The sequence below is a fragment of the Guptibacillus hwajinpoensis genome (assembly GCF_020524165.1).
Taxonomy (GTDB): Bacteria; Bacillota; Bacilli; order Bacillales; family Guptibacillaceae; genus Guptibacillus; species Guptibacillus hwajinpoensis_D.
Window position 1 is genome coordinate 376,667 of the sequence record NZ_JAIVKU010000005.1, and the last position, 12,925, is coordinate 389,591.

Here is a 12,925-nt window from a genome sequence, read left to right on the forward strand (position 1 = left end):
CGCAGGGGGGTCCGGTACGTACCTACCCGCTCTCCAACTTGTCTAAATGGAGCATCGCATCAATTGACTATTCCAGTTACCAACTATATGATAAGGCAGTCAGGTTTTATATCTTCAAGATATAAAAATCAAAACAAAAGGAGAGCGGTCAAGAAATGTACGAACTATTTATACTTGGTGAGCTAATGGACAAACCCACACATGGCTACCTCCTTCAATATGTATTGGATAAAGTGATTGGTCCTAACCGAAAATTAAGCTGGGGCGTGCTTTATCCACTCATCCAACGAATGACGGATGAAGGTTATGTCAAACAAACCATTGATGAAGAAGGCGGTCGCGGACGTCCCAAAAAAATCATTAGCTTGACTGAAAAGGGCCGTGTACGCTTCCATCACCTTATGGAAGAATCCACTCCTTACGATCAGACAACAGAGGATATCTTTGATATTAAGTTGAGTAATTTTCACCATATCAAAAAGGAAGCACAGCACGTTATCCTCGAACAGTTTGAAGGCTATCTTTATTTTCTTCTTAGACACCTCGATGATAACGATACAATTATTACGGATAATGCCTCCATTTCTAAGGAAGAAAAACAAAGTATTGAACGCGTACTTCAGCGTCGAAGAGGGAAACTTGAAGCTGAATTGAACTGGGTTCACAATGCATTACACGATATCAAGGAGGATCTCCATCATGAATCAGACATTACATAACCAAAATCCAGATCCGAAAAGATGGTTCGCTCTTGCAGCTGTTTGTTTCGGACTGTTCATGGCCTTACTCGACGTCACGATCGTGAACGTTGCTCTACCCACAATCCAGGAAGAGTTTCAGTCAGATTTTAGTGAACTAGAATGGGTCCTAAACGCATACACCCTTGTTTTCGCTGTGGCACTCATTACCGTCGCCAGATTAGGTGACATTTACGGAAGAAAGTTATTTTTTATGCTTGGACTAGTCGTCTTTAGCATTGGCTCCCTCCTTTGTGCTCTTGCACCAGATATTATGTCACTAAACATTTTTCGTGGTGTTCAAGGGTTAGGCGCATCCGCCATGATGTCCCTTTCGATGGCAATCATTTCTACAACGTTTACAGGAAAAGAACGAGGGATCGCTTTCGGTGTTTGGGGGAGTGTAAGTGGACTCGCAACAGCGATTGGACCGCTCGTTGGTGGTATTCTGGTTGAAAAAATCAACTGGGAATCGATCTTCTACATTAACCTTCCAATCGGATTAATGGCTCTCGGGATGGCCTACTTCTTTATCAAGGAATCGAAAGACAACCAGGCTTCTAAATCTATTGACTTATGGGGCGTACTCCTCATTACCACCGCTGTCTTTTGTTTGGTATTTGGACTTATCGAGGTAAACCAGCCAAATCTTGATTGGACATCACCACGTATACTAGCATTACTTGGTGGATCACTCGTCAGCTTTATTGTTTTTATTCTTGTAGAGTTAAGATTGAATTCTCCAATGGTTAATCCAAGGATCTTCAAGAATTTAAGCTATTCAGGTGCGTGTATTGCTGCATTTTGTCTTAGCGCAGGCGTGTATGCCTTGTTTTTCTATTTAACATTGCTTCTCCAAAACTATTTTGGCTACACGGCTCTCGAAACGGGCATCCGATTTATTACAATTAGTGGCTTTGCTTTAATACTCGGACCCGTCTCCGGAATTTTATCCAATAAGATTGGTACAAAACCAATCATTAGCGGAGCACTAGCGATCCTTTCTGTCGCCGTCTTCATGATGACGGTTGTATCGAGCGAGCAAAGCACCTGGACAGCATTAATTGCAGCTTTCTTACTAGCAGGAATCGGGAATGGCCTTGTCAATCCACCCATTTCCACGACAGCCGTCGATACCGTACCAAACCGAATTGTCGGAATGGCATCTGGTGTGAACAACGTCTCAAGACAAATTGGAATTGCCTTTGGGACTGCTTTTCTTGGAGCAATCCTCTCCAACCAATACGTGGATGCGATTCAAACTAAAATTGGTGGCCTAAAAAGTATTCCTGAGAACGCCAGGCAGGAGATCATTGATGGCGTTTCTGCAGCAGGTCCAATAGCCGGGAGTCAGGGTCTCCAGGGCGCCGGTTCTGAGCAATATCAAAACATGCCAGGATTTTCTGAGATTCAAAGCATCGCAAAGACTGCATTTGTGAATAGTCTTGATCAGGTCTTTATTGCTGCAGGAGTTATTTTAGCAATTGGAGCGATTTTAAGTTGGCTTCTTATTCGCAAAAGTGATTTTCTTAATGACAAAGCATAATAAAAACAGGAGGGTTCCGGCACATACCGGACCCTCCTGGTTTTATTCCACTACCTTTAATCCTAACAGTTTAGCAAACCCAATCGCCTGATTTGGTGAAACTTCACATCCTTCAAGCGTATCAAAATCAACGTGAAGGCGTTCAAAGGTACACGTACTAATATCCACACCCTTCAAGCGAGTTTGCACAAAGTTCGCATCATTTAAATCACATAAAGCGAAAACCGTTTTGGTAAACTCACTTCCGTGATAGTTGGCATTTTGTAACGAAGTCCCATTAAACCGAACCTGCTTCAAACGAGCATCTACAAAACTACTGAAATGAGCCAAGCCATTATCAAAAGTAACATGCCCCAGATTCGCTTCAGTAAAATCCGTCCCCATAAGCTTGCAATCCTGGAATTTCACTCGATGAATAATGCCTTCATTAAAATTAACGTTAGAAAGGTTACAATTCTCAAAGATCACATCAGTGAGATCAATACGAGGTAGCGTTGTATTTGTAAACGTCACATTTCGAAAAACCACTTTTGAAACAATGGCACGGTCAAGTTCAATATCTTCGATCGCTTCTCCAGTGATCTCACAGTTCATTAATGTGAAATCTTCATCATTAAAAATCGCTCGAAAACTTCCTTCTTCTAATATTGTTGGAATTTTAGGCAGTTCCACTTTTACTTTATGACTCATCCAAACACCCTTCACTTTGTTCTTTCATCATCAGAACCATACCATAAGATTGAAAGGTATTTGTAGACTGTTATTAAGGAGGAAAGTGTGTACAATCGAAGCGACCGGTAAGCTCGTTCCCAAACACTTATCGATCTGCTTCGCTATTCTCAAATTCGTTTTTATAAAACCACTTATAGAACAGTCTTGAAGTGAAATTTGTTATCCCTAATGAAACGAAACTATAATACCATTTCCATTTGACATATTTAATCAGATTCGTATACCGTTCCGCGAGCACCTCTCCACCTGTTATTATTCCAACATGAAAAAGATAGTAAAAAAATTGAATAAGTTTATGTCTTTTTTCTGGATAATTTAAATTGAAAATGGCACAAAAGGACGGATAGATGAAATACTCAAATGTAAAGCTGCTTTTATTCGATTTTCTCATAAATCTTACAGGATACTTGATTAATCCTTTCTCAACCACCCACAATCCTAGGAACCAGGTGATAAATTGTTTGAAAAACATCACCAAAATCGCATGTCTTATTTTGTCCTTCGGAACAAACCGAACGAGCAGTACAGCAGTGATCAACCAAAAGAAATAAAGTAGTCCTCGATCCTTTGACATGGATTCTATCCACCTCCATCCTTTTACTGTTTCCGAAAATAGGCATGTCATACCTATATGTTCAACGAAGAGGTAGTAAAACAGCGCAAGCGTCCTCTTGAAAAAGACAGTTGTCTTTAAACGGGGTCAGGCTCGAGCCTGACCCCGTTTAAAGAACCATAAAAAGTGGTACAATCAATACATGAACACATAATCATATAGCATCTGTTACACTGACTGGAGGAATTACCTTGGCAGACAAGCATTCTCACGACCACGGCCATCATCATTCAGCGAATAAAAAGGCTCTCTTTATTAGCTTCCTACTTATCGCTTCTTTTATGGTCCTTGAAGTAATAGGGGGCTTTGTTACGAATAGTCTCGCGCTTTTATCCGATGCGGGACATATGCTTAGCGACACGGTAGCACTCGGAATGAGCTTACTTGCATTTAAGCTTGGCGAGAAAGCATCCGATCAGGAGAAGACTTATGGCTACAAACGCTTTGAAATACTGGCAGCCTTTTTAAATGGTATCGCACTAATCGCTATCTCTTTCTACATCTTATGGGAATCTATTCAGCGTTTTATTGATCCACCAGAAGTAGCAAGTACAGGCATGCTGATCATCGCTGCGATTGGATTACTCGTTAACATTCTAGTTGCATGGATTTTGATGAAAGGCGATACGTCAGAAAACCTTAATTTACGTAGTGCTTTTCTTCACGTTTTAGGAGATTTACTCGGTTCAATCGGTGCCATTATTGCAGCCTTACTCATCATGTTTGCTGGCTGGAATTACGCCGATCCAATTGCAAGTGCGATTGTTGCCGTTCTTGTACTTGTTAGTGGTATTCGTGTTACAAAAGACTCTTTTCACGTGTTAATGGAAGGAACACCCTCAAACATTAACCTTGAAGAAGTAAAGTCTACGATTGTTGAAATAGATGGCGTGCAATCCATTCATGACGTTCACATATGGAATATCACTTCTGATTTCCCATCATTCACTTGTCACATTGTTGTCCGTCAAACTTGCGATCGCGATCAGCTGCTTCAACTGATTGGTAAAAAGCTACAAGAACAATTTGATCTTACCCATACAACAATCCAAATGGAATGTGACACCTCCGAGATCAAGCATCAAGAAAAGAACTGCAATTAAAAAAAGAAAGGGGTCAGGCACGTGCCTGACCCCTTTCCTTCGTTTTCTATACAAACATATTCAGAATTAACGCTCCACCAAACGCTGCAAAGGAAAGTACTGTTTCTAGCACAGTCCACGTTTTGAACGTTTCCTTAACCGTTAAGCCTAGATATTCTTTAACCATCCAGAACCCAGCATCGTTTACATGTGAGAACATCAATGAACCTGCGCCTGTCACGATAACAAGCAATTCAAGGTTTACACCTGACATCGTTGCGATGATCGGTGACACGATTCCAGCCGCAGTTGTTAGAGCAACTGTCGCTGATCCTGTTGCAATTCGAATCAAACCTGCGATCATAAACGCTAGAACGAGCGGTGATAAAGAGAGATCTTGTGAAAGATTTCCGATAATCGTACCAATTCCACTATCGATTAGAATTTGCTTAAATCCGCCACCTGCACCAATGATCAAGATGATTGATCCAACAGGTAGAATACATTCTTCTACGTACTTCTTAATTTGCTTTTTATCGAGTCCCTGACGGAATCCAAGGAAATAGAAAGCAAAGAAACAAGATAGTAATAGCGCCACAAGTGGGCTACCGATAAATTCTAAAATGCCTTCCGCGCTACCTGGTAATGGTAGAAATGGAGCGAATGTTCCTAGAACAAGTAGGAAAACTGGCATAATGATCGTTGTGAATGAAATCCCTGTTCCTGGTAGTGTTGAAGGATCCTGCTGATCTTCGACTTTGATTAAATCAGGCTCCCCTACAGGCACAACGCGTTTGTTAATCCATTTCGCAAATACCGGACCGCCGAGAATACCGGCTGGAAGCGCTATTATGAGGGAGTATAAAAGAACCTTACCAAGATCTGCTTCATAAATCCCAATTGCGGCAACTGCTCCTGGATGTGGAGGAATCAATCCGTGCACAATCGACAATCCTGCGACAGCTGGTAGTGCAATCAATAGAATGTTTTTCTTCGTTGCCTTTTGAATCGAAATAACCAATGGTAATAAAATTAAGATACCAACTTCAAAGAATACCGGAATACCGATAATAAATCCTGAGAAGAACATCGCCCATGGCAGCTTCTTCTCTCCAAAAACGCGAATAAAGAAATTCGCAATCTGTAATCCTGCACCGGATTCAGATAACAGTTTTCCGAGAATAGTTCCTAGTGCCAGAATACCAACTAAGTGACCGAGTACGCCACCAACACCTGCTTCGTATGATCCTATAATGTCGACCCATTCCATGCCTGACATTACTGCCAGGAATAAGGCCGCTACGGTTAAGCCAATAAACGCATGCCACTGAAAGACAGAAACTCCTACAATGACAATCGCAATGGATATGAGTGTTATTGCTAAAAGATAAATTTCCATGGTAACTCCCACCTCTTCTGAAATAAAGGATATTTTCTTTGAATAACTGAAAACCCTTCCAACTTTCTTTATTATAGGAATTATTTTTTCATAAATCAATGAAAACGTTTAAAAAATTTTTCCGAAGAGTAGTCTTCCTATCATTCTAACAAACCGCTATACCATCAAAACCCTTGATATAAAGGGATTTATATCATGAAAAAAAGAATCATATAATCTGAGATACTTTTAAAATTTATTTTTTTCAGTCAATTTCTCTTTTCCAAACCAAGGATCATTTTCAATTTTTTCACAAATATTTCCCTAAACAAAGTAAAAAGACTGCCATTGTAGCAGCCTTCTCTTCCTCTATTACAACTTCGCTTTCCAAAACCCTTTACCAATATCGATCCCCGCACTAATGACAAAAAAGAGTCCAATCGCAGCTAATAAAGCGTTCTGAAATGTTTCTGAAAGGGATAATAACTTCGTGAAATCGTCATGAATGAGCCGATCATTCAATAGCATGATGACAATCACGGCGGTTGCAAAAACATGATGAACCGCGTTTGCAATGGCTAATCGCTTCGTCCAATAGCCGACAATGATTTTGTATAGGGCAAGTAACACTGCTGTTAGAAGAGCTAGACTCACAAGCGGCCAATAAGAAAGAAGCACATCATTGTTAAAAAAGGGCACATCTATTTTTCCATTTCTTATGATGCCAAGCAAATGCTCAGCGTTATAGTAAAGCGTTGCCCACACAGCCGCAAAGATGATCGCTGAACAGCTCGAATTTGGAAACTTTCTTTTTCTTCGGCGGCGCCGTCATTTTCGTTAATTCATCTGCTGACCACGTAGAAAAAATGTCCGTCATCTTCAAATCGGTTCGCTCTAGGACGACAAAAACAAGCGTAATCCAGAATAGCGTTTGGATGAAGGTGTTCCATAAACCGCTAATCGCATCCCCTAGTAAATAAAAGAAGACGGCTCCGATTGTTTCTGTTCCATTGTAATCAATCACATTAGCCGTCATAAACAAGATAAAGGTTACGGTCAAGGCGATCGGCAAGACAATTTTCAACAACTTAACGTAGTGCTCAAAATACTGTGGCCCAATTAAGTACATCGGCCAATCTCGGAAGCCGTTCGCCATCTGCACCGGACTGCCAAGCTCATTAAGTACACTTTTCACATCCTCTTCAGATGGATTTTCTGGAAGCATATCCCCAATCGATGATCTTAACTCAAGTGCGATATCTTCTCGATTGGATTCAGGAAGCCGTCTCGTTACCTCCCCAATATACACCTCAATCAGATTCACGCTCTTCCTCCCCTTTCAATAAAGAACCTAATTCGCTAGACGTTTTCTCCCACTCCGCTTTCAGCTGTTGAAAGATATCAAGGCCATACTCGCTTAAAACATAATACTTTCGTGGTCTACTTTCTGTTGTATCCCAACTGCTCGTCACAAGCTCTTGCTTTTCTAACCTGCGTAGAAGGGGATATAGCGTGCTCTGTTCAATGGAAATCCCCGATTTCTCAAGTGATTGTACGAGAGAATAACCATATTGAGGCAGCCTTAGCTGACTGAGGACCGCAAGGGTTAACGTACCTCTTCTAAGCTCAGTTACCAATGAATTTAACAGCGTCACAACTTCACCAACCTTCATACTGTATGTCATATACTATATATACTATGTATCATACAGTATTATGTGTGAAACAACAATGTGGATTTTTCATTATTTGCAAAAAGGGCTGGGGGTCAGGTACGTACCTGACCCCCAGCCCTTTTCGTTTGTTATAATAGACAAATAGTATAGGAGATCTGGAGGGTACTTTTATGATGACAGCTTCCTTTTTTGCTCATTACGATGCGATTCCCTTGCCCCTCTTCGTCGTTAATCGGCATGGCGGCATTGTCCATCGTAATGAATACGCAATATCAAGATTTTCATCTTATGAACTGATGGAATTGATTCAGTCCTACGAAAGCATTTTAAGGATAAAAGAGAATGAACTAACCCCCTACCTGAATAAAGCGTTCACAGCGAATCCCGGGGAGTTTATCTCCATACCGCTTCCTGCAACAAAGGAAATGGTTCGCCTCTCCCCTATTAACGACGACCTTTTGACCTTCCTCATTGTTGAAGATAAGGAAGCCATTTATAAAGAAGGCAGGCAGGATCCTATCGAACCTCCTGTAGACAAAGAGTCAGAAGAGCTTCAGCAGCAAATTCACTCGTTAATTGACGAAAATCCAGACGGTATTGCTTTTATCGATGAACGCTTGCATCTCAAACTTATCAATCGTTCACTTCATCATATGCTTGGTTATTCTCTTGATGAACTTCGTCACGCCCCAAACCAAACCGTTGACGAACAGACGATTCAGACGATCGGAAGACATTTTGAGTTAGCGCTCCATGGTGACCAGCGTCCATACGAAATTGAAGCCTGCGACAAGTATGGGAAAACGATTCATCTCCTCATTAAGACGATTCCGATTCGTACGAACGGACAATTTCGTGGCGCTTATAAAATTGTTAAAGACATGACTGAATTCAAAAGCGCTCAACTGGATGCCATTGATCAAGCCGAGCAATTGCGTTCGCTCATTGACTCTATTCCTGAATTTATTATTTTTAAGGATGAGAACGGAAGAATCCTTGAAATGAATGCTTACGCAAAACGCATCTTCGGGGTTGAAGAAGGAAAGTACAAAGGGAAAACGTGCGAAGAATTAGATTGTAGGAGTATTGATGCTCACCATCTACTAAAAAACAATGCCAAAACAGACAGTATAGCCTGGAAAGAGAAAACCAAAGTAGCCTACGAATATGAGCTTGAACTCGCAAGCGGTGAAATAGGGACATTCGAAATCATTAAAGCACCCACGTTTCATGGGAATGGCGATCGGAAATACCTCATAGCCATTGGGAGGGATATATCAGAGCGACGAGAAGTCGAACGTGAACTCATTGAGACACAGGAGCTCATCGAATCAATTTTCACTAACAATGCCGATGCGATTTCCGTCAGCAATCTGGATAAAGAAATCATTCAAGTGAACCCCGCTTTTAAACAGCTTTATGGCTACACAGAGGAAGACATGATTTCTCATTTACACGAAATCTATCCGAATCAAAACAAAGAAGAAGCTAATCGAATTATCAAAGCCGTTATTAACGGCGAGGGCGTAGTGGATTTTGAAACAGTGAGAGTCAAAAAAGATGGCACGTCGATCGATGTTAGCGTAACCTACTCTCCTATTAAAGATCATGAAGGAAATGTTACCGCCATGTCGGCTATCACAAGAGATATACGCGATCGCAAAAAAACGGAAGAACTGCTTCTTCGTTCAGAAAAACTTTCAGCAATCGGCCAGCTCGCAGCAGCCGTTGCACACGAAGTACGAAATCCATTAACCTCTGTAAAAGGGTTCATTCAGCTCTACAAAGACCGGATTAACGATGAAATTCTTGAGCTCATGCTCTCTGAAATGAATCGCATCGAATCAATTATTAATGAATTTTTATCCCTTGCAAGACCACAGGCTGTCACCTATCAAAAAATCGACATTATGACCTTAACGCGAAATGTTGTTTCACTTATGAACCCAGAGCTTTTACTAAACAAAATCGATGTTAGAACCGCTTTTCATACCCCTTCACTCATGATGCACTGTGAAAAAAACCAGATCACACAGGTGCTTATGAACGTCATCAAAAACGGGATTGAAGCGATGCCTGACGGTGGACCTCTTTCAATCACAACGTGCAACTCTGATACTCATCTCTTTATCGAGATTGCAGACAAAGGGGTTGGCATTCCGAAAGAACGATTGGAACGACTCGGGGAACCTTTTTTCTCAAATAAAGATACAGGAACCGGCCTTGGACTTGTGGTTTGTTATAAAATTATTCACGAACATCATGGCACCATTCACTTTGATAGCACGGTTGGCGCTGGAACCCTAGTGACAATCACATTACCTCTTGAACGTTAGTCTCGGGTAAAGAATTCTGATAATAAACGAAGAAGATCAGGGCGATTCGCATGGAGGTATATCTCTCTTTGTAACGGCTCTCCTTTTAACGGAAGAAAGGTTACTCCCTTTTGTTCAATCGTATCCGCCATCATTTTTGGAAGATAAGCAATGCCAATTCCAAGTGAAACAAGTCCTCCCATACCGAGATAATGAGTTTCTAACACTTCACTCTCAACCATACGCTCCGCCAATATCCCTCTTACTTGCTCAGAAAGATAGCCGGTGGGAGGGAGTATTTGTGTATAACGAAAGCACTCTTCTAAAGTTAATTCATGCTTATTCGCTAGTGAAAGCGAGACAGGAACCGCAGCAACAAATGGTTCCGATAACAAAAAAGTTGAATACATCCCATCGATCATAGGGGTATTTTGGACAAGCGCGGCGTCAATTTCATGTGATGTTAACAACGGCACTAGATCAAGGCTATCTTCACGAATAGCCGTCACGTGTACATTCGAGTAGTGAAGCTGTTTATAAAAGCCAGGCAAAAAATATGTACTCAAGATAGGCGTTGACCCCAAGCGTATCTCATCATATTTCTTATAGCGATCAACCGTTTGATTGATTTTCGAAAAAAGAGGCTTCACATCTTCGTAAAATGCTTTACCCTTCATTGTTAATTCGACCCCCCTAACAGATCGATTAAACAAGGAAAAACCAAGCTCTTCTTCAAGTTTCTTCATTTGTTTACTTAGCGCAGGCTGTGAAACAAAGAGTGCTTTTGCGGCACGGGTAAAGCTTCGTTCGTCTGCTATTTTAATAAAGTATGTTAATGGTTGAAGCATGCGATCTAACCTCCTCCATCCTTTCTTTCTATTTATAGTATAACCTGAAGTTATAGATTGATCATTTTTTTATATTACCTCTCTACCTTTCTGACGCGTTATGCTAACGATATAGAAATCAGCAAGAATAGGAGGCATACGATGAAAAAAGTTTATTTATGGCTTGGAATCGCCATTGTGTTTGAGGTGATCGGAGCGACGTTCATGAAATACACCGATGGGTTTAGCAATTGGATTCCAACCCTTATCGTAATCTTAAGTTATGCCATTGCACTTGTCTTTTATATTTTTCTCACAAAAGATCATGAACTAGGAATCATAAACGCACTCTGGTCTGGAGGCGGTACGGTGATCATTACCGTTGCTGGCATTCTCCTCTTTCACGAGTCCACTTCGTTTACAAAACTGCTAGCCATTGCTCTTATTGTGGTTGGAATCGTTGGTTTAAATACAAAGTCTCGTTATAAGAAAAAAGGAGAGAGTGTTTTATGATTTACCTTATCTTTGCTCTAGCGTTTTCCATTATAGGAAGTATCTCTGTTAAACGTTCAGCTGGTTTTACAAAGAAAATACCAGGCATAACCGCCTTCTTTCTTTTCGGTCTATGTATCTACTTTCTCACTTTATCTGTCCAATCGATCGAAATCGGCCTTGCCTACGCCATCTGGTCTGGTGGCTCCATTGCCGGCACGACGCTTGCTGGTCTCCTCTTATTTAATGAAAAAGCAACGAGAAGGAAGGTTATCTCTATCGCGCTAATCATGATTGGCGTTGTTCTTTTATAGGTCCTAGGTAGGACGGGGTCAGGCACGTACCTGACCCCCCTGCTACTATGCTATAATCTTCTTACCACTAAACAAGTGAGGTGTCCCACATGCGCAAAGGCCTCTCCTTAGTCCCCCTTTTATTACTTCTCTTCAGCTGTCAAAATGAACAGTTTCAATACGATGATCAAGTCACGCAGATCAGCGTCATCCAAGTAAATGATTTATCCCCCTCCCCTGACCAATATGAAAGGAAAGGTAAAATCATAAACGAAATCAGCTCTAAGAAAAAAATCGATCAAGTCCATCACGCTCTCATCAAAGCAGATGTTGAGAGTACTGAGAATGTCGACCTTGCTCTTCCTTCTTACAAAGTACACTTTCTAAAAGAGAATAAAATCGTGCAAACTCTGGGCTATTATCCACCAGATCAGGATCACGAAGCTGCTTTCTCTCACTAGAAAAAGAGCAAATGTATCGGCTTTCAAGCTCCCTTTCGCTTCTTCCCTAAAAAAGAAAAGGGCTGCTCAACCGTTTTTCGGTTAAACATCCCTTTTTATTTGATCTATAAGTATTTTTCCATCCGAATATCCGACCACATTCTACCTTGCCAGTACGTGAAATCTTCCAATCTCGCAATCTCTTCATAGCCAAGCTTTTGATAAAGCTTATAGGCTTTCGTATTAAATTCAAACACACCGAGTTCAATGCGGCTAAAGCCCTGCTGATAGATCTGCTCTTCTAAATATTGAATGGCTTCAAAGCCAATTCCCTTTCCTCTGCCTTCCGGTTCACCGATCGTAATACCAATCCACGCCGTTCCTGGTTCTTGTTTAAAGAGATGCGGCGGATCTACCATATAATTCATTTCACCGACCATTTCGTGATTCATAAAAATCTGGAAAATCTGCTGATATTCCAGACGAGCTCTCACACTATCAAGGGTGATCGCCGCGCGTTGATCTAATTCTTCCTGACTTTTATTTGGACGAATAAGCGGTATCAATTCCCGATCATTTTCCCAACGATTCAGGACTTCCACAAATTGAGCAGTTGGTTTCGTTAACTTGACGATCTCTGTTTTCACGTGGTGCTCCTTTCAACATAGCAAGCCTCTTATGTAGTTAAAAATAATCTCTCTCCATTCTACCACTTCCTCTCCAATAGTTCTGTTTTCTTTTTTTGGATGAAGCTATATCTTCCTTTAGTTAACCTACTGTCCAACTTAAAAACA

Annotated in this window: 15 protein-coding genes; 7 read left to right on the plus strand and 8 right to left on the minus strand. The window is 41.1% G+C overall.

The window, feature by feature from the left end; all coding sequences use genetic code 11:
* The first annotated feature begins 155 nt into the window (after nucleotides 1–155).
* The gene (locus tag LC090_RS14940; protein ID WP_226658825.1) at nucleotides 156–719 is read left to right on the plus strand and encodes a PadR family transcriptional regulator; all 564 of its coding nucleotides are present in this window, start codon (nucleotides 156–158) and stop codon (nucleotides 717–719) included.
* Entirely contained in the window at nucleotides 700–2,283 is a 1,584-nt protein-coding gene (locus LC090_RS14945; protein WP_226658826.1) for an MFS transporter, read from the plus strand. Before LC090_RS14940 ends, LC090_RS14945 begins: the two co-directional genes overlap by 20 nt.
* A 42-nt stretch (nucleotides 2,284–2,325) precedes the next feature.
* Here LC090_RS14945 and LC090_RS14950 read toward each other — a convergent pair whose 3' ends face one another.
* Together LC090_RS14950 and LC090_RS14955 are read right to left on the minus strand one after the other, a co-directional pair.
* The gene (locus LC090_RS14950) at nucleotides 2,326–2,973 is read right to left on the minus strand and encodes a pentapeptide repeat-containing protein (protein WP_226658827.1); all 648 of its coding nucleotides are present in this window, start codon (nucleotides 2,971–2,973) and stop codon (nucleotides 2,326–2,328) included.
* 127 nt (nucleotides 2,974–3,100) lie between these two features.
* Nucleotides 3,101–3,589 carry a CBO0543 family protein gene (locus tag LC090_RS14955; RefSeq protein WP_226658828.1) on the minus strand — a complete coding sequence of 163 codons (489 nt, stop codon included), beginning with the start codon at nucleotides 3,587–3,589 and terminating at the stop codon, nucleotides 3,101–3,103.
* A 230-nt stretch (nucleotides 3,590–3,819) separates the two neighbouring features.
* Here LC090_RS14955 and LC090_RS14960 point away from each other — a divergent pair, with 230 nt between their 5' ends.
* Nucleotides 3,820–4,731, plus strand: a complete 912-nt coding sequence (locus tag LC090_RS14960; protein WP_226658829.1) for a cation diffusion facilitator family transporter — start codon at nucleotides 3,820–3,822, stop codon at nucleotides 4,729–4,731.
* 46 nt (nucleotides 4,732–4,777) lie between these two features.
* Here the strand turns inward: LC090_RS14960 and LC090_RS14965 are convergent, their stop codons facing one another.
* From LC090_RS14965 to LC090_RS14980, 4 genes are all read right to left on the minus strand, one after another.
* The gene (locus LC090_RS14965) at nucleotides 4,778–6,109 is read right to left on the minus strand and encodes a GntP family permease (protein WP_226658830.1); all 1,332 of its coding nucleotides are present in this window, start codon (nucleotides 6,107–6,109) and stop codon (nucleotides 4,778–4,780) included.
* 351 nt (nucleotides 6,110–6,460) lie between these two features.
* Nucleotides 6,461–6,787 (minus strand): hypothetical protein, encoded by a 327-nt coding sequence (locus tag LC090_RS14970; RefSeq protein WP_226658831.1) that lies wholly within the window; start codon nucleotides 6,785–6,787, stop codon nucleotides 6,461–6,463.
* Between the two features lie 43 nt (nucleotides 6,788–6,830).
* Nucleotides 6,831–7,412 (minus strand): HAAS signaling domain-containing protein, encoded by a 582-nt coding sequence (locus LC090_RS14975; RefSeq protein ID WP_226658832.1) that lies wholly within the window; start codon nucleotides 7,410–7,412, stop codon nucleotides 6,831–6,833.
* Nucleotides 7,399–7,761: a PadR family transcriptional regulator gene (locus tag LC090_RS14980; RefSeq protein WP_226658833.1), complete on the minus strand. Its 363-nt coding sequence runs from the start codon at nucleotides 7,759–7,761 to the stop codon at nucleotides 7,399–7,401. Before LC090_RS14980 ends, LC090_RS14975 begins: the two co-directional genes overlap by 14 nt.
* 173 nt (nucleotides 7,762–7,934) lie before the next feature.
* Between LC090_RS14980 and LC090_RS14985 the strand changes: the two genes are divergently transcribed.
* Nucleotides 7,935–10,100, plus strand: coding sequence for a PAS domain-containing protein (locus tag LC090_RS14985; RefSeq protein ID WP_226658834.1), 2,166 nt, complete (start codon nucleotides 7,935–7,937; stop codon nucleotides 10,098–10,100).
* Here the strand turns inward: LC090_RS14985 and LC090_RS14990 are convergent.
* Nucleotides 10,097–10,927 (minus strand): LysR family transcriptional regulator, encoded by an 831-nt coding sequence (locus LC090_RS14990; protein ID WP_226658835.1) that lies wholly within the window; start codon nucleotides 10,925–10,927, stop codon nucleotides 10,097–10,099. The genes LC090_RS14985 and LC090_RS14990 overlap by 4 nt on opposite strands.
* Nucleotides 10,928–11,068: 141 nt before the next feature.
* Here LC090_RS14990 and LC090_RS14995 point away from each other — a divergent pair, with 141 nt between their 5' ends.
* From LC090_RS14995 to LC090_RS15005, 3 genes are all read left to right on the plus strand, one after another.
* Nucleotides 11,069–11,419 carry a DMT family transporter gene (locus tag LC090_RS14995; RefSeq protein ID WP_226658836.1) on the plus strand — a complete coding sequence of 117 codons (351 nt, stop codon included), beginning with the start codon at nucleotides 11,069–11,071 and terminating at the stop codon, nucleotides 11,417–11,419.
* The gene (locus tag LC090_RS15000) at nucleotides 11,416–11,712 is read left to right on the plus strand and encodes a DMT family transporter (protein WP_226658837.1); all 297 of its coding nucleotides are present in this window, start codon (nucleotides 11,416–11,418) and stop codon (nucleotides 11,710–11,712) included. The genes LC090_RS14995 and LC090_RS15000 overlap by 4 nt, the downstream gene beginning before the upstream one ends.
* A gap of 89 nt (nucleotides 11,713–11,801) precedes the next feature.
* A complete protein-coding gene (locus LC090_RS15005; protein WP_226658838.1) occupies nucleotides 11,802–12,152 on the plus strand; it encodes a hypothetical protein in 351 nt (116 codons plus the stop codon).
* Nucleotides 12,153–12,256: 104 nt separating this feature from the next.
* Here the strand turns inward: LC090_RS15005 and LC090_RS15010 are convergent, their stop codons facing one another.
* On the minus strand, nucleotides 12,257–12,778 hold the full coding sequence (locus LC090_RS15010) for a GNAT family N-acetyltransferase (protein ID WP_226658839.1): 522 nt from the start codon (nucleotides 12,776–12,778) through the stop codon (nucleotides 12,257–12,259).
* Between the last annotated feature and the right edge of the window lie 147 nt (nucleotides 12,779–12,925).

Bases quoted from the DNA above. Each gene is read 5' to 3' on its own strand.
- LC090_RS14980 (WP_226658833.1), bottom strand. From the start codon at position 7,761: ATGAAGGTTGGTGAAGTTGTGACGCTGTTAAATTCATTGGTAACTGAG.
- LC090_RS15000 (WP_226658837.1), top strand. From the start codon at position 11,416: ATGATTTACCTTATCTTTGCTCTAGCGTTTTCCATTATAGGAAGTATC.
- LC090_RS14950 (WP_226658827.1), bottom strand. From the start codon at position 2,973: ATGAGTCATAAAGTAAAAGTGGAACTGCCTAAAATTCCAACAATATTA.
- LC090_RS14990 (WP_226658835.1), bottom strand. From the start codon at position 10,927: ATGCTTCAACCATTAACATACTTTATTAAAATAGCAGACGAACGAAGC.
- LC090_RS14985 (WP_226658834.1), top strand. From the start codon at position 7,935: ATGATGACAGCTTCCTTTTTTGCTCATTACGATGCGATTCCCTTGCCC.
- LC090_RS14940 (WP_226658825.1), top strand. From the start codon at position 156: ATGTACGAACTATTTATACTTGGTGAGCTAATGGACAAACCCACACAT.
- LC090_RS14995 (WP_226658836.1), top strand. From the start codon at position 11,069: ATGAAAAAAGTTTATTTATGGCTTGGAATCGCCATTGTGTTTGAGGTG.
- LC090_RS14955 (WP_226658828.1), bottom strand. From the start codon at position 3,589: ATGTCAAAGGATCGAGGACTACTTTATTTCTTTTGGTTGATCACTGCT.
- LC090_RS14965 (WP_226658830.1), bottom strand. From the start codon at position 6,109: ATGGAAATTTATCTTTTAGCAATAACACTCATATCCATTGCGATTGTC.
- LC090_RS15005 (WP_226658838.1), top strand. From the start codon at position 11,802: ATGCGCAAAGGCCTCTCCTTAGTCCCCCTTTTATTACTTCTCTTCAGC.
- LC090_RS14945 (WP_226658826.1), top strand. From the start codon at position 700: ATGAATCAGACATTACATAACCAAAATCCAGATCCGAAAAGATGGTTC.